This window comes from Nocardia sputorum, from assembly GCF_027924405.1.
Classification (GTDB): Bacteria; Actinomycetota; Actinomycetes; order Mycobacteriales; family Mycobacteriaceae; genus Nocardia; species Nocardia sputorum.
In genome coordinates this window covers 6818730-6840304 of sequence record NZ_AP026978.1, presented here as the reverse complement: position 1 = coordinate 6840304, position 21575 = coordinate 6818730, and the positions used below count along the sequence as shown (strand labels likewise).

The window sequence follows — 21575 nt, the reverse complement described above, 5'->3', positions numbered from 1 at the left end:
TCACCGACGCTGCCAGCACTGCGCCCGATCACCGAGGTTCCACCAGGAGACGTAGTCCGGGTCCTGGTCGAGCAGCGTCCATCCGGCCTCCAGCCTGTCGAAGAACGTGCTGTCGGCCGTGCGCCCGCCGCGCGGTTCACCGACGTAGATCAGCAAGGAGCCGCCCGCCTCCTGGTAGGCGGCGAGGGTGCCGGAGGCCATCGGGTTCTCCCAGCCGGGCGGCCAGCAGAGGAACAGCGCGTGGTCGGCGTGGGCGGCGGCCAGAGCGGCGATCGACGCGGGTGGCGTCGCGGTGGGATGCCACGTCGTGGGTTGGCCCGCGATGACGGGAAATGCCGGGTTCGGCGCGCGATCCGGCGGGTGCGAGTCGAAAGCTGTGGTGGGCACGCCGATTCGAGTCAACTGATGCGCCCAGTAGCCGCGACCGGAGCCGACTTCCAGCAGCTGTCTGCCCTGCGCGACGTCCGCGACCCAGCGCAGCGTCGCGGGCGAGGGGATCGCGTAGGCATAGGCGCCTTGCAATAGAATCTGCGCATACGCCAGACGCGCACTGCCTTTCGGGTTTCCACCGTTCACTTCAGAACGGTTGGCGCGCTCGCGCGGCCCGGGCGAGACCGCGGCGGCGACAATGTCCCAATAGGGGTTCGTGCTCGCGCCGCCGGTCAAGTAGTGCAGGAGGTGTAGGTCGAACGTGGCGTCGGCGATGTCGTCACCGGTACCGGGCAACCGTCCGGCGGCGGACCAGTAGACGGCCACCCGCGGATACGCGGTCGCGAAGGTGGATTCGTCTCGGACCAGGTTCGTCAGCGCCGTGCGACGCTGTGGCGAGAGCGCCAAGTCAGCCATGACCCGATTCTGCGCCGACCGTTGACTCGCCCCGGCGAACATCGAGTCGAGTTCACCGTTCCGACGCGAATCCTTTGCTCTCCGTATGTGATACGCCGGTTCGACCAGTCTATTCTGACGCGGTTGTCCGCTCGCCGGGCGAGCACGCGCACGAGCGTGCCGCCCCTGTGCTCGAGGCAGGGGCGGCCCGGGGCATCTCAGATGATCTGCGCGGTGGGCAGGATGGTGATCTCGGTGAGGTTGACATGCTTGGGGACGGCGGCGACGAAGGCGACGGTCTCGGCGACGTCTTCGGACTGCAGGACGTCGATCTGGTCGATGAGGTCGGCCATCAGCTTGCTGGCGTCGGGATCGCTGACGTGGTCGGGCAGCTCGGTGTCGACCATGCCGGGTTCGATCGTGGCCACGCGAACGTTCTTGCGGCCGAGTTCGGTACGCAGCAGGCGGGTGAGTTGGCTGATGTAGGCCTTGGTGCCGGAGTAGACCTGAAACTTCTCGAGGACGCGGGTGGCCGCGATCGAGGAGGTGGTGATCAGGTCGGCGGGCTTGCCGTCGGCGGCGGCGTCGACCAGGGAGGTGACGAAGGCCTGGATGGTGTTCATCACGCCCTTGATGTTCAGGTCGATCTGGGTGTCCCAGTCCTCCACTTTCAGGTCCACGATCTCGGAGATCAGCTGGACGCCCGCGTTGGCGAAGACCAGGTCGACGTCGCCGAGTTCGGCGCGGATCCGGTCGGCGGCCGCCTGCATCGCAGCGCGGTCGGTGACGTCGGCGGTGACGGCGAGAGCGGTGCCCCCGGCGGCGGTGATGCGGTCGGCGGCAGCGCCGATGCGGTCGCCGCGGCGCGCGAGCAGGGCGACCTTCGCCCCGAGTCGGGCGAGTCGTTCGGCGGTGGTTTCCCCGATGCCGCTGGAGGCGCCGGTGACGACGGCGACGCGGCCTGCGAGGGGTGTTCCGCTGATGACCTGGCTCATGATTTCTCTCCTCAGGAATGTGTTTTTCCGGTTCTCGGAAGTACGCAATCCATCCTCGGTTCGCAGAGCATCAGCTAACAGGACGCAATCCACCTGGGTGCCGCGCGCCCAGGCAAACACGGGCCGTATGGCTATCGCTCGACCCGAGTTACAGTCCCGAAACAGGCGAAAAATGGACCCGCGTCCACCTCTGCAGGGGGCTTGCAGCGAAGTCGGGTGAACGTGCCCCGGTCGCAAGAAGCTGGAGTTAATAAACAGTTATCGACGGGTTCGGTTCGTCAACCCTGCTCGCGGAAGGAGACGTCGGAATCCTCGCGTTCGCGGTACTTCGTCGCGGACAGCGATCCCAGGAGTTTCAAGGCTTGCTCACTCGGTGACCCCGGTTCGGCTTGATAGATCACCAGCTGCTGTCCTGGCTTGTCCCGCACATCGAACGCTTGGAAAACCAAGCTGAGCGTGCCTACGTCAGGATGCGCGAGTTCTTTCGCCTCCACCGTCTTGCCCCGCACATGGCCTTGTGCCCAGTACCGGCGAAACGCCGGGCTCGCCGCCGAGACTTCCGCCACCAACCGGGTCAGACGAGCGTCGTCGGGTTCGTGCCCCACCGCCAAACGCAAGGACGCGACTGTGGACTGCGCCGCACGATGCCACTCGGTGAAGTTCCGGGCCTGCGGGATCGGTGAACACCATGCGCACGAGGTTGTCCGTGTCGGCGAAGGGCGAGAACAGCGCCTCGGCGAGACGGTTCGTGGCCAGGATGTCCAGTGTCCGATTCAGCACGAACGCCGGAGTCGAGGCATAGGTGTCCATCAGTTGCAGAAGCATCGGGCTCACCGGCTCCCGGCCGCCGGACCCGCGGGACGCCGGAACCAACCGGGCCAGCCGGTACACATGCATTTCCTGGTCGGCATCGAGCCGCAGCGCACGGGAGAGCGCGTCGAGCACCTGGGCGGACGGGTTACGTTCGCGACCCTGCTCCAAACGCGTGTAATAGTCGGAACTGAGCCCGGCGAGGAAGGCGACTTCCTCCCGTCGAAGGCCCGCGACCTTACGCACGCCGTATGTCCGGACCCCGACTTCCTCGGGCGACACCTGCGCGCGACGCGACCGGAGGAAATCTCCGAGCTCATTGGACGACATGTATCGAGCGTAGTTCCGAAGGCGTGCTCGTAGGTGGGTGCGATGCACCCACCGAAGCCGCGACATCGTCGTCGTCCACGCTGCGTGTCGCCGGGTGCGGCACCGAGGCGGGTGTCCGACTGGTGGGAGTCCGCCACCAACGCGCTCAGTACTGCTGTTGCCCGGCCAGCTGCTGCGCGATGAGCCCTTGCAGTCTTTGCAGGCCGCCGACGGTGATGCCGCTCTGGATCTGCCCCTCGATGGTCCGTACCAGCATCGAGTCGCTGAGCACCTTCTCGCTGGATTGGATCAGCACGGTCCCCGCACCGGTGAACTCGAATTGCCGCTCCTCACCGGAGTTCACGCCGAAGCGCGCGGCACCGGCGGCCAGGAAGTTCGAGATCCAGCCCTCGTCGTAGTGGTGGCTGGGGGAGGGGCAATCGGCCCATCCGACCAGCGATTCCGGATCGACGCGCAGCGGCGGCTCGGCGAACATGACCGGCCCGTTGGACGAGGCGAGGAACTTGCCGGTGCCGATGAGGGTGAGGAACCCGGGCACGATCGACTGGTTCAGCGACAGGCCCGGCTCGAAGGCCAGCAGGTTCGCCGCCCGGATGGTCAGGTTGCCGTTGTCCTCGAGATCGTAGGAATTGATGTCGTAGCCGCGGTCGCCGATGATCAGCTTGCCGTGCCCCTCCGCGACGACGTAGTCGCCGGTGAACAGCGGTGCGGAGAACTGCTGCGACACCATGTGCAGCAGCCCGCCCTGCAATCCGTGCGTGAGCATCTGGAACCGCATGTCGCCGTAGTAGGCGATCATCGCGCCCTTGCGCATGAACCACGGTTTGTTCAGGTCGATGCAGTACGCGTAGCTGTTTCCCGGGATGTTGTCGCTCTCACCGAGATTCATGGGGTTGAGGATCTGGGACATACCCTGCTCACAACTTCTCTTCGGAGGCCTGCACGTAGACGACGCCCTGCCCGACGCAATGCAACTGCATCGCCTCCCCGGAGCCACGGCCGACGGCGTCGCGCCAGCTCAACGCCGACTTGAGCTCGGTCTGCACGTTGCCGTAGGCGGCGACGAAGGCTTGCGGGTCGACCACGATCGGATTCGGCCCGCCCACTTGCAGTTCCAGGAATCCGCCGTGGCCGAGCAGCACCGCGGCGCCGTGCCCGGACAGCTGGGTGGTGAACATGCCTTGGCCGGTCAACGCGCCCGAGGCCGCGCCGCGCAGCGCGCCCATCAGACCGCCGCCCCCGCCCCCGCCGCCCGAACTCATGACGGAGACCACCGAACTCTGCAACCCGGCGGTGTTGGCCAGCAGCCGCGATGCCTCGACGCGCAGCGTCGCACCCGGCTGCAGGTGCACCACGTGGACCTCCAGGCCGGCGAATCCGTAATGGACCACGCCGTTGCCCTGCGCGAGCATCGTGCGCTCGTGCTCACCCGCCATCGCGCGGCCCGCGAGACCCATCAGCCCGCCCATGCCGCCCATGCCCTGGGCACCCGGGATCTGATGCGGCGCGAAAGACACAGCGCCCGTATAGAACAGCATCGCGCCGTTGCGAGCGACCACCCCGCCCGCCACGCCGACATCGACCTTGACGACCTTGCCGTTGACCTTCTCGAACACAGCTCGCCTACCGTTCCGCCGGTTGGATCGACACCACGCCCTGGCCGTCCCAGCGCAGCGAAAACGCCTCGCCCGCGTCCTGGCCGACGAAACTGCGCCACGACACGTCGGTGACGAAGGACTGGTTGAGGTTCCCGCGCGCCGCGACGAACGCGTCCGGATCCACCACCAGCGGATACTGCGGGGAAACCTCCAGGTGGATGAGCGGGCCGCCGGCCGAGAGCAGCGCGACCTGACCTTGGCCGGAGACGGTCGTGGTGAACAGGCCCTGCCCGGTGGACGCACCGCGCAACCCGGCGAAGCGTACGTCGGTGCGCAGGTTTCCGGCGAAGGCGAGCAACTGTTGCGACTCCACCTGCAGCGTCTCGTTGTTCAGGTTCACCACGGTCACGTGCTGGCCGTTGACCGCGAAGAACACCCGGCCGTGCCCGGCGCATTCCATCAGCGACAGTTTCTCACCCGTGGCCCGGCGCTTCAGCCCGGCGAGCACGCCGTCGCCCCCGCCGAAACCGGCCGCTTTGAACTGAACGTTTCCTTCGTAGGCGATCATCGAACCGGAGATCGCGCGGAGGCTGGTCCCGGCCAGGTGAGCTTCGATCACCTTCTTCGATTGCTCGAACAATTGCGCCATGCGATGTTTGCCTGCCGTCTGGATCGGGAACACGGTGTGACCGCCGTATTCCATCTGCGTGCCGTCACCCTAACCGATGCTTTCTCGGGTGTCGGGCCAGCGCGGCCGTTCAGTACGAGCGGCGCGCAACGCGTTTCTCGTAGAGTGTCAGGCGAACGCACCGACAAGCGAAGGGTCGAACTTGTCCGCAACACTCGCCAAGGGCCAGAACGGTCCGCTGGCCACCAACGACGTGGTGATTTCCGTCCAGCTCTCGGCTCCGGCGGATCTGTCGGCACTACTGGTCACCGAGCGGGGCAAGGTCCGTTCCGACGCCGACTTCGTCTTCTTCAACCAGCCCAGCGGTCCCGGCGTCAACCTGCAGCCCGCCCCCGCGGGACAGCCCGCGTCGCTGGCGGTGTCGTTGCACGCGGTGCCCGCCGACATCGATCAGATTCGCGCGGTGATCACGCTGGACGACGCGAACAGCAACTTCGGCCAGTTCCCCGCCCCCACCGCGATCGTGTCGGACGCGGCCGGTAACCAGTTGTACGAGTACCGGATCGAAGGACTGAACACCGAGTCGATCGTGATCGCGCTCGAGCTCTACCGCCGCCAGGGCGCGTGGAAGGTGCGCGCGGTCGGACAGGGGTACGCCGGCGGTTTCGCCGCGCTGGTCACCGATCACGGTGTGACGGTCGACGACGCTCCTGCCCAGGCGGCCCAGGCGGCCCAGGCCCCGCCGCCTCCGCAGCAGCCGGTCCAGCAGCCGCCGAACTACCCGCCGCCGACCACCCCGGCGTACCCGACCCAGCAGCAGTCGCCGCAGTACGCGCCGCCCGGTCCCGGTTACCCGCCCCCTGGTCCCGGCTACCCGCCGCCCGGCCCCGGCCAGCCGCCGCAGGGCGGTCCTGGTTACCCGCCTCCCGGCCCTGGTTACCCGCCGCCGCCCGGTCCCGGTTACCAGCAGCCCGGCCAGCCGCCGCAGCAGCAGCCGCAACAACCCGCGGAAGTCAGCCTGAGTAAGGACCGACCGGTCAGCCTGGTCAAGGGCCAGCGGGTCACGTTGCGTAAGGAAGGCGCCGCGCTGACCTTCGTCAAGATGGGTCTCGGCTGGGATCCGGTGCGCAGCCGCGGTATGTTCGGCAACCGCACGGTCGACATCGACCTCGACGCGTCGGTCATCATGTTCGCCGACATGAACCCGGTCGACGTCGCCTACTACGGCCAGCTGACCTCCAAGGACGGCTCGATCCGCCACCAGGGCGACAACCTCACCGGCGAGGGCGAGGGCGACGACGAGATGATCCTGGTCGACCTGACCCGCGTCCCGGCGCACATCACGACGCTGGTGTTCATCGTCACCTCCTACAAGGGCCACACTTTCGAGCAGGTGCAGAACGCGTTCTGCCGCTTGGTCGACGGGACGAACAACGGCGAACTGGCCAGGTACACCCTCGCCGGGGGCATGCCGTTCACCGCGATGGCGATGTCGAAGCTGTACCGGGTGGGCAACGACTGGAAACTGCAGGCGCTCGGTGAGGGCTTCCAGGCCAAGCATCCGGGTGAGGCGGTGCCGCAGCTCGGCCGGTTCCTCGTCAACGGTTGACCGGCGGCGGACAGCGGGGCGGATACGGTGATACAACTGCAGGCCGGTCAGAACATCCCATTGACCGGTGAGGTCGTTCGTTTCAGCGCGAAAGCCGAGGCTGCCCTCGATGTTTCCGCGCTGGTGGTCGCCGAGAACCTGAAGGTTTTCTCCAGCGACGATTTCGTCTTCTACAACCAGCCCGCCGCGCCGGGGGTGGCCCTGGCCGCCGACGGGGTCACGATCACGCTCACCGAGGTACGCGCCGACGCGAAGGCCGTGCTGCTGGTGGTGAGCGCCGACCCGTCCGCCCCCGCGCGGGCGGACGGCCTCGGGCCGGTCACCGCCACGTTGTCCGAGAACGGCGGCGTGACCGCGGAGTTCGCGATCACGCCGTCGTCCGGTGAGACGGCGCTGATCTGTCTGGAGGTGTACCGGCGCGGCCCGGCCTGGAAGCTGCGCGCGGTGGGCCAAGGCTACGCGGGCGGGCTGGCCGTGCTGCTCACGGCGCACGGCGTCGAGGTCGACGGTTCCTCCACGGAGTCGGGGCAGCCCGGCACGCACACCATGGCCGGCCCACTGGCCGGTGACGCGCAGATCGCCGCCGCCGGTGCGCCGCTGGAGGTCGGTCACGGCTTGGAGCGGCTGTGGATGGTGTTCGAGGACGCCGCGCGGTCGGCCGCCGCGCTGGTCTCGGCGCGGGAGTACGCGGCCAAGCGGCTGGACAACGAACTGTCGCTCGCCGTCTCCGATCCCGCGACCAGGAACACTCCCGAAGCCGAGCAGGCGCGTCGCGTCGCGCAGCAACGGCACGACGAACTCGTCGGCACCGCCGAGCACAACCACGAGCGCGACGCCGAACAGCTGAGGGGCGAACTCGCCGAGGCCGACCGGGTGCTGCCGCCCGCCTTGGCGTCGTGGGACTCGCCGGCTTGGGACAAGCCGCCCGCGCCGAGCGACGGCATCCGGCTCGGCGAGCTGTACGCCCTCGACCGGGGAACGCTGCGCATCCCGTATTGCGTTCCGGTGCCGCTGAACCGGCCGCTGTGGATCGATGCCGAATCGACCCGCGCGGTCGCGCCCGTTGTGGGCGCCCTGCTGGCGCGGCTGCTCGCCACGGCGCCGCAACGGCGGACATTGGTGGACATCATCGATCTCACCGACGCGTTCAGCGGCTTCACCGGCCTGCTCGCTCCCGTGCTGAACGGTCCTCCGATCACCGACCACGCCGAGATCTCGGCGCGGCTGCAGGCGTTGGTCGACGCGGCCGAACTCGCCGAATTGGCCTACACGAGTGGCGCCTTCACGCCACCCGCCGAGCATCGGGTGCTGTTGGCGGCGGATTTCCCGCACGGCTACCAGAGTTCGGACGCCCAGCGGATCGGCGCGTTGATCACGCGGGGCGAGCTGATCGGACTGTCCATCGTGATCGTCGGCGCGAACGAATCCGATTCGGCCGACACCACCGTGGCGATGCTGTCGCAGTCGTGCCGCCACCTGCCGACCGTCGACGGCACGCCACTGTTCGATCCGTGGACCGGTAGCGCCTGGCAGCTGGATCTGGACATGCTGCCGCAGGAACCGGAACGGCAGGCGCGTTTCTTGCGCACCAGGTGAGCGTCTGAGCCGGCGGCCGGATCAGCCGCGGGCGACCGCCGGTCGCGGTCGCAGCGGCTCCGGCAGCCAGGCCAGCAGCGGGTCCGGCATGCGGTCGACGATCCCGCCGACCGGGTCGTCGACGAAGTCGCGCCGCACCAGGTCCTCCTCCGGGCGATAGATCTGCCGCACGATCACGGCACACAGTCCGAGCACCGCCAGGTCGCGCAGTGCGACGGTGCCGGTGAACCACTGTTCGGGCAGGCCCTTGCGGTCCAGACCGAGGTAGTAGAACATGCGCGGGACCCAGACCAGGGCGTCGATGGTCATCCAGGCCAGCAGGATGCGACGGTGCGGAAGTGCCAGGACGGCGAGCGGCACCAGCCACAGCGAGTACTGCGGACTCCACACCTTGTTCGTCAGCAGGAACGCCGCGACCACGAGGAAGCACAGTTGTGCCAGCCGCGGCCGCCGCGGTGCGGTGAGGCCGATGTAGGCGATCGCCGCGCATGCCGCGACGAACGCCAGCAGCGAGACGGCGTTCAGGATGGCGGGCTGCTCCCCGTGGGTCAGCACGCCGTCGAAACCGGGCCAGCCGGTGAACGACGAGATCACGTTGTAGATGGAGTCCGGGTCGGCGTGCCGGGTGGTGTTCAGCCGGAAGAATTCTCGCCAGCCGTTCGGGAACAGCGCGGCGATCGGCAGGTTGACCGCCAGCCAGGTGGCCAGCGTGGCGCACACCGTGACGGACGCGGCGCCGAGCGGACGGGCGCTGAGGAACTGGATGCGGTAGGGCGTCTCACGCACCCACGCCAGGAAGGTGTGCCGGCCGTCGATGTCGCGGATCCGTAGGCCGAGGTGGGTGCGCGGCGTGCGCTGCATCGTCTCGGTACGCAGGCACAGCACGACGATGGGGCCGAGCAGCAGCAGCGGATACAGTTTCGCGGCTCCGCCCAGACCGAGCAGCACGCCCGCGACCACCGGTTTGCGCCGTGCCCAGGCCAGCAGGCCGGTCGCGGCGAAGGCCGTCGCGAGCGCGTCGAAATTGGTGAACGCGTGCACGATCACCAGCGGTGAACAGGCGATCAGCGCCGCGTCCCAGATCCGGCGGCCGGACAGCAGGGCCGACGCCCAGACGGTGATCAGCCAGGCGATCGCCAGACCGAACGCGACGACATTGAAGTAGATCACCACCTGCAGCGCACCGGGCAGTGGCGCGACGTCCCAGCTCTTCGCGATCCGCATCGCGAGGTACTGGTACAGGCCCGAGAGCACCGGATACTCCATGTATCGCGTCTCCCGGCCACCGTCGGGAGTCTGCTCGGTCCACTGCTTCTTGTACGGGAAGGCGCCTTCGTTCAGTCTTTCCGCGCCATAGAGCGGGACGGTGTCCGAGTAGCACATCGCCACGTACTGCCGGCCGTTGTTCCAGTCGAGCGTCGGGCCATCCGCGCCGTTGGTCTGCTGGATGCAACCTGCTTTGCCGAACCAGCCCAGTGCCAGGAACACCACCGTGAACGCCAGCAGCACCCGCATGGGCGTCCAGAACCGCACGCGCCCGATCAGCGCGTGATCACCGACCGGCCCGCCGATCACCGTGGACAGTTGCGCGGCGAGGGAATCGTTGCGACTCGGCCGGTCTCGGGCGTCCGCGGATCGGAGATCGGATGCGAGCGGAGCCGGGGCCGCGTAGTACGCCCCACCGGGCTTCACCTGGTCCGACAGCGGTGCCCTCCCATTCCTCCGTGGCTCCACCAGCTGCTGATCGGTCACGGATCCCGAGGCTACCCGGAGTGCGGCCGACGGTCGGGATCGAGTCGTCCACACCCTCCACGCGTGCCTTCCGTGCACAGCCGCGGAGCTTCGAATACGACACAGGCCGGGACCGACCTGATGCGGTCGGCCCCGGCCTGCGTGACAGTGAACTACCGGCCCCGTGTCGGCGCGGTTCCGGTCGTGCCTTCGTTGTTCGAGTTGCCGCTGTTGCCCGGTCTCGGTGAGCCGGTGGCCGTCGGCGACGAGCCGTCGGACGGCGCCACCGGCTGGCCGGGCAGCGGGCCCGAGTCCGACTCCCGCTGCTGCTGCGGGCGCTGCTGCTGCGGCGCGGGCTGGACGCCTGGAACCGGGATGGTGATGCCGGGCAGGATCTCCACCTGCGTCGGTGCGACCACAACCGGAGGCAGCAGCGGGGTATCGACCGTGGACGGCGGTGTGTAGGGAGCTGACCACTCCGGCACACCGGCTTGACCCTTGATAGGGGCGGGCTTCGGGAAGTTCTCGTTGGTGGTGCCCTTCAGCGCACCGTCCATCGTGGCCTTCCAGATATCCGACGGCAGGCCCGATCCGTAGATCATGCCGCCACTGGCATTCCGCAAGGGGTCTCCCTGCTCTGTTCCCACCCACACCGCGGTCGACAGCGAGGGTGTGTAGCCGACCATCCAGGCGTCTTTGTTCTCCCCTGTATCGCCGAGCTGCGCCGTACCGGTCTTCGATGCTGATTCGCGTCCGTTGGCCAGCCCGTGGTTGCGGGAGTAGGCGGCGATCGGCTTCATCGCGGCGGTGACGTTGTCGGCCACCGCCGCCGAGACGCGCTGCTCACCGGCCACTTCACCCCGATCGAGCAGCACCTGCCCATCGGCGGTCACGACCTTCGTCACGAAGTGCGGCGCGTGATAGACGCCGGAGGCGGCCAGCGTGGCGTAGGCGGACGCCATGTCCAGCGGCCGGGCTTGGTACTGACCGAGCACGATGCCGTTGTTGGGCCCGGAGCCGTCCGGCTCGGTGAGTGTCTTGCCCACGCCCGGGATGGTCTCCGGAATGCCGAGCTTGTGCCCCATGTCGGCGATCTTGCGTGGACCGTTCTGCATGTCCAGCTGCATCCGGTAGAAGCTGGTGTTCAGCGATCGCTTCAGCGCCTCGGCGATGGTGCACATGCCGCACTGCTCGCCCTCGACGTTGGTGATCTTGATGCCGTTCACGGTGATGGGTGAGCTGTCGTACATCTGCGAGAGCGGGATGCCTTGCTCCAAGTTCGCCGCCAAGCCGATGACCTTGAAGGACGAACCGGTCTGCAGACCCGCGTTGGCGAAGTCGTAGCCCTGGCCGTCGTTGCCGCCGTAGTAAGCGCGCACCGCGCCGGTACGCGGATCGACGGAGACCACGGCGGTGCGCAAGTTCTCCGGCTCGCCGTCCATGTTCTTGTTGACGGCGTCCACGGCCGCCTGCTGGGCCTTCGGGTCGATCGTGGTGGTGATCTGCAGGCCGGAGGTGTTCAGTTGCTGCTCGCTGATGCCCGCCGCGGCGAGTTCCTTGAGCACCTGCGTCTTGATCAAGCCCTCGGGGCCGGAGTCCTGTTCCTTGTCGCGCGTCGACGCGAGCGGGACCACCTGCGGGTACTGCAGGCCCTGCCGCTCGGCCGTGTTCAGGCTGCCGAGGGAGACCATGCCGTCGAGCACGTAGTTCCAGCGGGTCTTCGCGCCCTCCGGGTTCTTCTCCGGGTCGAGGCTGGACGGCAACTGGATGGTGGCGGCCAGCACGGCGCCCTCGGCGACGGTCAGCTCCTGCACCGGCTTGCCGAAATACGCCTTGGACGCCGCGTCGATGCCGTACGCGCCGCGACCGAAGTAGATGGTGTTCAGGTACGCGGCGAGGATCTCGTCCTTGCTCCACTGCCGCGCCATCTTGGCCGAGATGACCAGCTCGTGCATCTTGCGGGTCAGCGAGCGTTCGTCACCGACCAGCGCGTTCTTCACGTACTGCTGGGTGATCGTCGAGCCGCCGCCCGCGCTCTCCTTGCCGAGGACGTTGTCCCTGGCCGCACGCGCGAAGCCGGAGATGGAGAAGCCGGGGTTGGTGTAGAAGTCCCGGTCCTCGGCCGCCATCACCGCGTTGCGCACGTGCGGCGGGATCTGGTCGATGGTGACGTCGGTCCGGTTGCCTTCCGGCGGGACGACTTTACTGATCACCGACGTGCCGTCGGAGGCGAGAATGGTCGCCACCTGGTTGGTCTTCAGGTCGCCCGGTTGCGGCACCGACACCGTGGTGTACGCGGCCAGGAAGATGCCGCTGGGCACCAGGATGGCCAGCGCGATCATGACGTAGAGCGTGCGGCGCACGATCCGCCACGGGAACTTCTTCTTCTGCGCGGGCTGGCGCCGACCCGGCCCGTCGGAGCCGTTGCCGCCGCCACGGCGCGGCGGCGGGCCGGACGGCGGTCCGCCCGCGGCCTGCCTGCGCTCACCCGTGGTCGGGCCGCTGCCGGGAACGCGACGTCCATCACGGTCCACCGCGGGACGCCCACCGGTGGCCGGACGCGGGCCGGTGCTGGGACCGCGCCGGTCGCGCTCGGCCACCGCCTCGGTCAGCGAGCCGGGCCGCTGGATCCGCTGGGTCTGCTGGGGGCCGGAAGCGCCGCCGGTGGGCACGCCGCGGTTCGGCTGCGGCGGACGGCCCGGCTGGGGCGGACGGCCGCCCTGCGGCGGTCGCCCGTTCGGCGGGGGGCCGGGGCGGCGCGGCGGCTGCGGCCCGCGCGGCTCGCCGGGGACGGGACGCCCACCCGACGGCTGACCCGGACGGGCGCCGGGCGGCGGCCCGGGACGGGGATTCTGGTACGGGTTGGGACTTGGACGTGAACTCTGCGGAGGACGACCGCCATGTGGCTCATCGCCGTAGGGCTCGTAGGGCGAATTCACTGACAAGATCTCCATAACTCGTAGCGGTCCAGGTGGCTATCAGCGGTAGTCGTCACCGCGGCGGACGCGTGCCTGCTCCCCGAGTCAGCCGACGGGGATGACCCAGGCACTTCATTCGGCGGCAGTGCGCCGGTTCGCGCGTGTCCCGGTGCGGCGGCGCGGCGGCGCCGGCGCGGAACCGAGCACATAGGACTGCACCAGATGATTCCAGCTGCACGTCCGGCATACCTCGACGACATGAACCGAGAATTCTTCGCGCGTCTCGGCGAGTCGCGCAAGCTCCTCGGGTGTGCGAGCCGATCCGGCGACCGGCCCGAGGCCGTCGCCGAAGACCCAGGATACGAGGGTCAGTTGTTCCTTCCGGCAGATGGGGCAGGTGACTTCGCTACCCCGGCCGTGGAACTTCGCCGCACGCAAGAGATAAGGATTCGCATCACACACCTCGGCGACATCGACCCGGCCCGCATAGACGTCAGCCAGCAGCGACCGGCGCCGGAGGGCGTAGTCGACAACTTGCCGCTGAATTCGCACGAGAACCAGAGTAGCGGTGTTGGAATCACCCCGCCCCGGGCTGTGCGGATTGACCGGTCCCGACCGGCCGCGATCCAGCGCGTCGCGGCGTGGCCCGGGCTACCATCCGTCTGTGTCCACCGCAGCATCCGGGCGCACGCGAGCGCGTGACCTCGACCGCGCCGCCGCGTCCAGCTTGCTGGACGCCGCCTACGCCGAGGGACAGCTCGGCGCCGACGAGTACCACGACCGGATCGCGCAGGCCGCGGCGGCGAAAACGCTCGGCGACCTGTCCGCGCTCACCGCCGATCTGCAAAGTCAGGCCACGGTGCGCGGGTTCACTCCGCAGCGCTCGGCGAGCGCGCGAAAACGCCTGCGCCGCTCGGCATCCGGAGCAAGTTATCCCGATCACACCCGGGCGCGCGCTGCCGATCGCGCCACTACTCGCGAGCTGCTCGACGCCGCCCGGGTCGACGGCCAGCTGTCCGAAGAGGAGCACGACACCCTCGCCGAACTCGCCGCGGAGGCGCGCACCCTGGGCGATCTGCGGGATCTGGTCTCGGACTTGCAGCGGCCCGGCGATATCGCCCCGGCGCCGCGGCCGCCGCGCTCACGCCGCCGGTGGTACACAGCCGCGGTGACCGTGGCCGCGGTCCTGGCCGCCTGCGCCGGATTCCTCGCGGTCACCCGGGAAGCGGAGGAACCGCACCCGAAGGCGCAGGCCATGCCCGTGCTGGACCAAGCGACGGTGCAACCGTTGGTCATCCCCACGCCGAGCCCGCACACCACCGAGGGAATCGCCACGTTCCTGCGTAATTACCAGCGGAAATTCGGCGACCTCCAAGTCGATGAGCTGTATATGCACGAGGACTACGCCTCGCTGGTCCGGGCGGTGCCGGGGCAGGCGAACCGGAAGGTCGCCTACGACTACCGCGGTGGCTTCACGCAGTCCCGGCAGATCGAGACCCGCAAGGCCGACACACCGTCGGTGGATCTCGGCGCGTTGAACGCGGAGGCGATCGGCCGGGCGCTCGCCGACGCGGCCACGATCGTCCGGGTGCCGGGCGGCGCCGTGACGCATTTCTCGGTGAGCGTGGCCGATGCCAGGACCAACGCCGAACCCCTCGTCACCGTCTACGTGAGCAACTCGGTCAGGGAGAGCGGATACTTCACGATGACTCCGGCGGGCGAGATCCGCCGTGTCTCGCCGTTCAAAGGGTAGGACGATGGCGACAACCCGATACAGCGGAATCCGCGCCCGCGATACCGACCGCGCCGACGTGTGCGGCCTGCTCGACGCCGCGCTGGCCGACGGACAGTTGACCGCGGGCGAGCATTCCGCGCGTACCGCCGAGGCGATGGGAGCCAAATCCTTCGGCGAGCTGGACGCGTTGATCGATGATCTGCAGGTTCCGGACGACCTCGCGAACGCCCCTGTGGTTCGCGTGGACCGGCGGCGACCGCGGCGCTGGCTGGCGCCGGTCTCGACGATCGCGGCCGCCCTGGTCGCGGGCGCGATGGTGGGCGCGATCAGCCGCTGCGGTGTCGATCTGCCCGGTTCGTCGGAGAAGGTTCCCGACATGACCACCGGTGCGGGCCTGTCCTACTTCCTCGCGGAGTATCGGGCCGAGTTCGGGGACCTGATCGCCGACGATGTCACCCTGTACCCGAAGTACGCCCTGGTTGACCGGCAAAAGCCCGGCAACGCGGCCCAGACCGGCGACTACCGCTACGACGGCGACTTCGGCACCTCGCGGGCCTCCGAGCGCAAAGCGGGGACGCGCACCTTCGACCTCGCCGCTGTCGACGTGCCCGCCATCGCCCGCCTGCTGGCCGGTGCGCCGCAGACGGTGAAGTGCCCGGACGGCGTGATCAGTCACGTCAGCCTGCAGTTCGACTCGCCCGGCGCGGTCGACCCCGGTCCCGTGGTCGATATCCACGTGAATTGCCCAGGCGGCGCTTCCGGATACGCGAAGGTCACTTTCGCGGGCGAGCCGCTCGCGGTCTTCCCACCCTCCCGCTGAGTCGGTAGCTCGTCCACGGCGGGGAGACGTCTGTGCACAGATGTATCGCTCCGATATAGTGGGAAGTCGCATCCATCGGTTAGGTCTGAACACAGTCAGGGGGTGAAGCCCGGTGCTCGAGCTGGCAATCCTCGGGCTGCTCCTGGAAGCGCCCATGCACGGGTACGAGCTGCGCAAGCGGCTGACCGGCCTGCTCGGGGCGTTTCGTGCCTTCTCCTACGGATCGCTCTACCCGACGCTGCGCCGCATGCAGGCGGACGGGTTGATCGCCGAGGAGATCCCCGCGGGCGCGACGACACGCCGTGCGCGACGGGTCTACCAACTGACCCCGGCCGGGCGGGAGCGGTTCAGCGAGCTGCTCGCCGACACCGGACCGCAGAACTACACCGACGACGGCTTCGGCGTTCATCTGGCTTTCTTCAGCCGCACTCCCGCGGAAGCGCGGATGCGGATCCTGGAGGGCAGGCGGCGCCAGGTCGAGGAGCGCCGAGAGGGGCTCCGGGAGGCGATCAAGAAGGCCAGCGGGTCGCTGGATCGCTACACCCGGCAGCTCCATCAACTCGGACTCGAATCAAGCGAGCGCGAAGTGCGCTGGCTCAACGAGTTGATTGCGGCGGAGCAATCGACGAAGGCGGCACCACAGAAAGAGGGAAATATCGGCCATGAGTGACAACGAGAAGGCTGACAACGCCACAGCGGTTCGCGTCGCCATCGTAGGTGTGGGTAACTGCGCCTCTTCGCTGGTCCAGGGCGTGCAGTACTACCGGGACGCGGACGAGTCCTCGACCGTTCCCGGTCTGATGCACGTGCGGTTCGGGCCCTACCACGTCCGCGACGTCAAGTTCGTCGCCGCGTTCGACGTGGACGCCAAGAAGGTCGGCTTCGACCTGGCCGAGGCGATCTTCGCCAGCGAGAACAACACGATCAAGATCTCCGACGTGCCGCCGAGCGACGTCGTCGTGCAGCGTGGCCCGACCCTCGACGGCATCGGCAAGTACTACGCGGAGACCATCGAGCTGTCCGAGGCCGAGCCGGTCGACGTGGTGCAGGTGCTGAAGGACAACAAGGTCGACGTGCTGGTGTCCTACCTGCCGGTGGGCTCGGAGGAAGCCGACAAGTTCTACGCGCAGTGCGCGATCGACGCGGGTGTCGCGTTCGTCAACGCCCTGCCGGTGTTCATCGCCTCCGACCCGGTCTGGGCGGAGAAGTTCACCAAGGCCGGTGTCCCGATCGTCGGCGACGACATCAAGAGTCAGGTCGGCGCGACCATCACCCACCGCGTGATGGCCAAGCTGTTCGAGGATCGCGGTGTGCAGCTCGACCGCACCATGCAGCTCAACGTCGGCGGCAACATGGACTTCAAGAACATGCTCGAGCGCGAGCGCCTGGAGTCGAAGAAGATCTCCAAGACCCAGGCCGTCACCAGCAACCTCAAGAAGGAGCTCGGCGCCAACGACGTGCACATCGGCCCGTCCGACCACGTGGGCTGGCTCGACGACCGCAAGTGGGCTTACGTCCGCCTGGAGGGTCGCGCCTTCGGTGACGTGCCGCTGAACCTGGAGTACAAGCTCGAGGTGTGGGACTCGCCGAACTCCGCGGGCATCATCATCGACGCGGTGCGCGCGGCGAAGATCGCCAAGGACCGCGGCATCGGCGGACCGGTCATCCCGGCTTCGGCCTACCTGATGAAGTCCCCGCCGCAGCAGCTCGCCGACGACATCGCGCGCGCCCAGCTGGAAGCCTTCATCATCGGAGCGGAGTAGGCACCGCACCGGCACGAGGTCGGCCGACGGCGAAACGCCCTCGGCCGACCTGCTCGGCCACTACAGGCCCCGATAGACGTCTTTGCGCCAGCCGATCTTCACCACGAGGATCACCAGTACGCCGTTGTCCACCCGGTACGCGACCCGGTACCTGCCGACGCGCAGACGGAACAGGTCCTGGTGGCCGGACAACTTCTTCACATCCAAACCCGGAGCGTAAGGGTCGTCGCCCAGCGCCGTGAGGGCCGTCAGAATCCGCATCGCATCCGGCCGCTCAATGGCCCGGAGTTCTCGGCGCGCCGAGTCCAGGAACCGGAAGCGGTACTTCACTTCGCGTCGTCTTCGAAGAGGTCGGCGAGCACCTCTGCCATGGTGAAGGTCGGCTCGTCGGTTGCCAGCCTCGCCTCTGCTTCGCGGGCCAGGATCTCGTCCTCGGCCGCGTCGAATGCCTCCACCATGGACAGCGGCACCAGGGCGGCGGCGGGCGCGCCGTCTCGCAGGATGATCACCTGCTCACCGGCTTCCGCTTCGCGAATGTGAGCGGCCAAGTTGGCACGCAGCTCCCGGATGCTGATCTCCGACATACCGAAAGTGTACACGCGTACGTGTACACAATCGGCTGTCCAGTCAGTCCAGCGAGACGTAGACCTCCACCGACGCCGGGCCGGTGTAGCGCTCGACCTCGGCGGTGTGCGAGCGGGTGATGGTGCCCGCGTTCTCCGCCTTCGCCACCTGCGCCCACGCGGTGCGCAGCAGGTCGTAGGGCTTGTCGGCGACGACGAACTTGGCGTAGCGGCCCTGCGGGATGATGGTGAGCACGTCACCGGGGTCCAATTCGTCCATCCCGCCGATCTCGTAGCCGAGCACGGCGACGGCGTGATCGTTCTGGCCGATGTAGGCGGCCACCCGCGGCACGTTCTTCTCCCGCGCCAGGTACCGATCCCACGTGAAGTTCACCAGGTCGAGGTCACGCGCGGTCACCTCGCGGCCGGCCAGCGGCACGGTCAGGCCGGCGACCATGCTCTGCGGCAGAGTGACGATCTCGAAGTCCACTGTCTGTTCCTACCCGTTGCCCTGATCGTCTGCCAATGCCACGAAGACTTCCACCGTCCGTGCGTCCGGATAGTGTTCCCAGTCGCCGGTATAGGCCCGCACGAGCCGCCCAGCGGCCTCCGCGTCCCAGACCGCTCGCCAGATGCTCACGATGGTGTCGCCGAGGTTGTCCCCGCTGGCGATGAACCGGGCGAAGCGCCCGGCGGGCACCCGGGCCAGCACGTCGCCGGGCTGCAGGTCGGCCAAGCTGTGGCAGCGGTAGCCGACGATGTGGGTCAGGTACGAATTGATCTCCGGCGCGTGGTCGACATATGCCGTGGTCGGCGGCCCGGGTAGCTTGCGGGCCAGGTTGCGCTTCCACGCCTCTTCGACTTTCGCGCGGCGCGGTCCCTCGACCGCGAGCGCGGGGCTGCGAAGCACTGTTCCCGCCACCAGCGTCTCGGGTTGGTCAACGACATTGAAATCCACCGGCGTAGCCCCTATGTCTCGTCTGTCCTCAATCGGCGTCGCTCCCGGTGCCCTCCATGGTGCGCAGGCTACCGCCTCCGGGCCCGTCGCTCGCGCCGCGCTGTCGTCGCTCGAGCGCATATCCTTCCGCATCGTTTCCGCGGTTTCGGCGTCGGCCCGTTCCGACGCACTCGCTGTTCGCTCTCACTCTGGCAAACGATGCTGCCATGTCATGCGTTCCTCCGGGCGACGGAAGGTCACAGCATCATCGCTATCCAGGAACCGGAATGCTCAGCCCCGGGAAAATCTCCACCTCCCTGGGCGGTTGGGGGCTGGAGGGGATGATGACGGCGGGTTCACGCTGCGGAGACTGCTGCGGTGGATTCAGGATGTCGTAGGGCCCGCCCGATGGCGGCTTGCTCGGACTGGGCCGGCCCGGGGCCTGCGTGCCGGGGAACTGTTCGATCGGGGTGCCCTCCAGCGCGTCGTCCATGACCTGTTTCCAGATGTCGGCGGGCAGGCCGGAGCCGTAGATGTCGGCTCCGCGCGCGGTGCGGATCGGCTGTGACTGCTCGGTGCCGATCCATACCGCCGTGGACAGCGACGGGGTGAAACCGATCATCCACGCGTCCTTGTTCAGGTCGCTGGTGCCGAGCTGTGTGGTACCGGTCTTCGCGGCCGAGGGACGGTTGTTCTTCAGCGCGTGCCCGTTGGAGTAGGCCGCGATGGGAAGCATTGCCTCGGCGGTGTTTTCCGCGATCGTCCGGGAGATACGTTGCTCGCCCGCGGGCGGTTGCTCGCCGACCTTGTCGCCGCCGCGATCCAGGAGCACCCGCCCGTCACCGGTCACCACTCGCTGCACGAAATAGGGCTGGTGGTAGACGCCCGACGCGCCGATCGTGGCGTAGGCGGAGGCCATATCGATGGGGCGAACCGAGTACTGCCCCAGCACGATCCCGTTCAGCGGTCGCCCGCCCTCCTCGGTCAGGGTCTTGCCCGGCACGCCCGGCAGTTCCTTCGGGATGCCCGCCGCGTGCGCCGCCTCCGCGATGGCCTGCGGACCGTCGGACATCGTCATGGTCAACCGGTAGAAGCTGGTGTTCAGCGAGCGTTTCAGCGCCTCGGCCATGGTGCACTTGCCGCACGACTCGCCGTCGACGTTGGTGATCCGGGTGCCCCGGTCGGTCACCGGGGAGCTGTCCAGCACGCGGGACAGCGGGATGCTCTGCTGCTGCGCGGCGATCGCCGCGAAGACTTTGAACGCCGAACCGGTCTGCAACGGCGCCTGCGCGAAGTCGAAACCGAGGCCGTCATAGCCGCCGAAGTACGCGCGCACCGCTCCGGAACGCGGATCGATCGATACCACCGCGGCGCGCAATTCGGGTGGCTGCGCACCGAGCCGGTCGCGCACCGCGTCCAGGACCGCCTGCTGGGCCCTGGTGTCGATGGTGGTGGTGATCTGCAACGCGCCCTTGTTCAAGTCGCGTTCGCTGATGCCGGAGTCGCGCAACTCGCGCACCACCTGGTTGCGGATCAGGCCCTCCGGACCGCGGGCCACGTCCTCGTCCGGAATCCGGGTCAGCGGGATGATCGGCGGAAAGGTGGCGGCGTCGCGGTCGCCGGGCGCCAGCACGCCCATCTCGACCATGCCGTCGAGCACGTAGCGCCAGCGCGCCTTCAGATCCGCGAGGTGGGTTTCCGGGTCAAGGATGGAGGGCGTCCGGATCAGTGCCGCGAGCACCGCGCCCTCCGCGAGGGTCAGCTGGTTCACCTGCTTGTCGAAATAGACCTTGGCCGCCGCGGCGATGCCGTAGGAGCCGCGCCCGTAGTAGATGGTGTTCAGGTACGCGGCGAGGATGTCGTCCTTGCTCCACTGTCGCGCCATCTTCGCCGCGATGATCAGCTCCCGCAGCTTGCGGGTTACCGTGCGCTCGGAGCCGAGAAACGCGTTCTTGACGTATTGCTGGGTGATCGTGGAGCCGCCGCCCGCGTTGTCCTTCCCGAGCAGATTGTCCCGCACGGCGCGCAGGAAGCCGGAGGTCGAATATCCGGGATTGGTGTAGAAATTGCGGTCCTCCGCCGACAGCACCGCGTCGCGCACCGGCCGCGGCACCTCGGACAATGGAACCGGCGTCCGTTTCCCATCCGGCGGAACGATTTTCGCGAGGACCGTGCTGCCGTCGGCGGCGAGGACGGTGGCGATCTGATTCGTCTGCACCGCGTTCGGATCCGGTATCTCGGCGCTCCAGTACGCCAGGACGGACAGCAGCGCGGGCACCACGCCGAAAAGGATGAACAAGGCGAGCAGTAGGCGGCGGAAGCGTTCGGCCCTGCTCCGTGGTGGACGATCCGGCTCCGCCGGGCGCGGAGCGGGCAGCCGCGATTTCCGGCGGGCCGCCGCGCGTTCGCGTCGTGCCCGCGCGTTCCGCTCCGTCGCACCCGGCCGCTCCGTCCAGCCCGCGATCGAGGCATACGGCGCGGTCGGAGGTCCCCCCTTGGCGCCGCGTCTACGTTCTCGCGGTCTGCGGAACGAGCTCACGATCATCTCCTCCCGGAGCGTCGGACGAACTCACCTGCACGAACGAACGGAAAAGAGCGTCGAACGCAGAGTTTACCCCGCTCGTTCCCCACCGGCTTTCCACTTTCCGGACGATCGACACGCCGTACCCGAGCGCGTTCTCGGTTCGTCGAGTCCCAGAAGGCCGCGGAAGATGACG

General features: G+C 68.2%; 20 protein-coding genes and 1 pseudogene. 6 read left to right on the top strand and 15 right to left on the bottom strand.

Annotated elements, in window-relative coordinates; translation table 11 throughout:
- The 7 genes and pseudogenes from QMG86_RS30890 to QMG86_RS30865 form a co-directional block, all read right to left on the bottom strand.
- Complete coding sequence (locus tag QMG86_RS30890) at positions 1-846, bottom strand: hypothetical protein (protein ID WP_281876372.1); 846 nt, start codon at positions 844-846, stop codon at positions 1-3.
- 197 nt (positions 847-1043) lie between these two features.
- Positions 1044-1820, bottom strand: a complete 777-nt coding sequence (locus QMG86_RS30885) for an SDR family oxidoreductase (RefSeq protein WP_281876370.1) — start codon at positions 1818-1820, stop codon at positions 1044-1046.
- A gap of 278 nt (positions 1821-2098) precedes the next feature.
- Entirely contained in the window at positions 2099-2437 is a 339-nt protein-coding gene (locus QMG86_RS33665) for an MmyB family transcriptional regulator (RefSeq protein ID WP_491565758.1), read from the bottom strand.
- A 118-nt stretch (positions 2438-2555) separates the two neighbouring features.
- A pseudogene (locus tag QMG86_RS33660) lies at positions 2556-2960 on the bottom strand (helix-turn-helix domain-containing protein); the annotation flags it as partial.
- Positions 2961-3105: 145 nt separating this feature from the next.
- Positions 3106-3870, bottom strand: a complete 765-nt coding sequence (locus QMG86_RS30875) for an AIM24 family protein (RefSeq protein ID WP_063016753.1) — start codon at positions 3868-3870, stop codon at positions 3106-3108.
- A gap of 7 nt (positions 3871-3877) precedes the next feature.
- Positions 3878-4576 carry an AIM24 family protein gene (locus tag QMG86_RS30870; protein WP_281876369.1) on the bottom strand — a complete coding sequence of 233 codons (699 nt, stop codon included), beginning with the start codon at positions 4574-4576 and terminating at the stop codon, positions 3878-3880.
- 7 nt (positions 4577-4583) lie between these two features.
- Positions 4584-5207, bottom strand: coding sequence for an AIM24 family protein (locus tag QMG86_RS30865; protein WP_281881213.1), 624 nt, complete (start codon positions 5205-5207; stop codon positions 4584-4586).
- Between the two features lie 181 nt (positions 5208-5388).
- Here QMG86_RS30865 and QMG86_RS30860 point away from each other — a divergent pair, with 181 nt between their 5' ends.
- Complete coding sequence (locus QMG86_RS30860; protein ID WP_281876367.1) at positions 5389-6795, top strand: TerD family protein; 1407 nt, start codon at positions 5389-5391, stop codon at positions 6793-6795.
- A gap of 27 nt (positions 6796-6822) precedes the next feature.
- The gene (locus QMG86_RS30855; RefSeq protein ID WP_281876366.1) at positions 6823-8391 is read left to right on the top strand and encodes a TerD family protein; all 1569 of its coding nucleotides are present in this window, start codon (positions 6823-6825) and stop codon (positions 8389-8391) included.
- A 21-nt stretch (positions 8392-8412) separates the two neighbouring features.
- On the opposite strand, the gene QMG86_RS30850 is transcribed toward QMG86_RS30855, so the two are convergent.
- The 3 genes from QMG86_RS30850 to QMG86_RS30840 all read right to left on the bottom strand — a co-directional run bounded on the left by QMG86_RS30850 (position 8413) and on the right by QMG86_RS30840 (position 13592).
- Positions 8413-10095: a glycosyltransferase family 87 protein gene (locus QMG86_RS30850; protein ID WP_434086219.1), complete on the bottom strand. Its 1683-nt coding sequence runs from the start codon at positions 10093-10095 to the stop codon at positions 8413-8415.
- Positions 10096-10295: 200 nt separating this feature from the next.
- Positions 10296-12464 carry a transglycosylase domain-containing protein gene (locus QMG86_RS30845; protein WP_281881211.1) on the bottom strand — a complete coding sequence of 723 codons (2169 nt, stop codon included), beginning with the start codon at positions 12462-12464 and terminating at the stop codon, positions 10296-10298.
- 708 nt (positions 12465-13172) lie between these two features.
- Entirely contained in the window at positions 13173-13592 is a 420-nt protein-coding gene (locus QMG86_RS30840) for a DUF5318 domain-containing protein (protein ID WP_063016743.1), read from the bottom strand.
- Positions 13593-13704: 112 nt separating this feature from the next.
- On the opposite strand from QMG86_RS30840, the gene QMG86_RS30835 reads away from it, so the two are divergent.
- From QMG86_RS30835 to QMG86_RS30820, 4 genes are all read left to right on the top strand, one after another.
- Positions 13705-14793 (top strand): DUF1707 SHOCT-like domain-containing protein, encoded by a 1089-nt coding sequence (locus QMG86_RS30835; RefSeq protein ID WP_281876365.1) that lies wholly within the window; start codon positions 13705-13707, stop codon positions 14791-14793.
- 4 nt (positions 14794-14797) lie between these two features.
- A complete protein-coding gene (locus QMG86_RS30830; RefSeq protein ID WP_281876364.1) occupies positions 14798-15595 on the top strand; it encodes a DUF1707 SHOCT-like domain-containing protein in 798 nt (265 codons plus the stop codon).
- 112 nt (positions 15596-15707) lie between these two features.
- Positions 15708-16265: a PadR family transcriptional regulator gene (locus QMG86_RS30825; protein WP_039803160.1), complete on the top strand. Its 558-nt coding sequence runs from the start codon at positions 15708-15710 to the stop codon at positions 16263-16265.
- Positions 16258-17358, top strand: coding sequence for an inositol-3-phosphate synthase (locus QMG86_RS30820; RefSeq protein ID WP_159841241.1), 1101 nt, complete (start codon positions 16258-16260; stop codon positions 17356-17358). The genes QMG86_RS30825 and QMG86_RS30820 overlap by 8 nt, the downstream gene beginning before the upstream one ends.
- Before the next feature lie 60 nt (positions 17359-17418).
- Here the strand turns inward: QMG86_RS30820 and QMG86_RS30815 are convergent, their stop codons facing one another.
- The 5 genes from QMG86_RS30815 to QMG86_RS30795 form a co-directional block, all read right to left on the bottom strand.
- The gene (locus QMG86_RS30815; RefSeq protein WP_281876362.1) at positions 17419-17619 is read right to left on the bottom strand and encodes a type II toxin-antitoxin system RelE family toxin; all 201 of its coding nucleotides are present in this window, start codon (positions 17617-17619) and stop codon (positions 17419-17421) included.
- A gap of 65 nt (positions 17620-17684) precedes the next feature.
- Positions 17685-17942, bottom strand: a complete 258-nt coding sequence (locus QMG86_RS30810) for a type II toxin-antitoxin system Phd/YefM family antitoxin (RefSeq protein WP_195081017.1) — start codon at positions 17940-17942, stop codon at positions 17685-17687.
- A gap of 43 nt (positions 17943-17985) precedes the next feature.
- Positions 17986-18411, bottom strand: coding sequence for a GyrI-like domain-containing protein (locus QMG86_RS30805; RefSeq protein ID WP_039803156.1), 426 nt, complete (start codon positions 18409-18411; stop codon positions 17986-17988).
- Positions 18412-18420: 9 nt separating this feature from the next.
- Positions 18421-18879, bottom strand: coding sequence for a GyrI-like domain-containing protein (locus QMG86_RS30800; RefSeq protein ID WP_159841243.1), 459 nt, complete (start codon positions 18877-18879; stop codon positions 18421-18423).
- A gap of 250 nt (positions 18880-19129) precedes the next feature.
- A complete protein-coding gene (locus tag QMG86_RS30795; RefSeq protein WP_281876361.1) occupies positions 19130-21403 on the bottom strand; it encodes a transglycosylase domain-containing protein in 2274 nt (757 codons plus the stop codon).
- Between the last annotated feature and the right edge of the window lie 172 nt (positions 21404-21575).